The 218-nt window shown below is 61.9% G+C and carries 1 protein-coding gene; it reads right to left on the bottom strand.

Annotated features, from left to right (window positions below):
* The coding region (locus tag H9S92_RS14030) for a hypothetical protein (RefSeq protein WP_187467331.1) at positions 1 to 218 on the bottom strand (218 nt) is incomplete at both ends.

The raw sequence follows: 218 nt of genomic DNA, 5'->3' as shown, positions 1-218 counted from the left end.
ACTACGTCACCGTAAGCGAAGGCCACGAAGTCCGCATCCAGGATGCTGCCCGTCAGGTCATTGACATTGTACACCTCGGGGAAGGCCGCAGCGTAGGGGTTGCTCACGTCAACGTCCGCCGGTACGAAGCCCCAGCTCTCGCCGGTAGCGTAGTTCGCGTCCAGGCCGAGGATCACCCGCTGGATCGCAACGAGGTCCAGTACGTTCAGGTTCCGGTT

Source organism: Neolewinella lacunae, assembly GCF_014349155.1.
Classification (GTDB): Bacteria; Bacteroidota; Bacteroidia; order Chitinophagales; family Saprospiraceae; genus Neolewinella; species Neolewinella lacunae.
The sequence above is the reverse complement of the archived record's forward strand: the minus strand, read 5'-3'. Positions and strand labels throughout refer to the sequence as shown.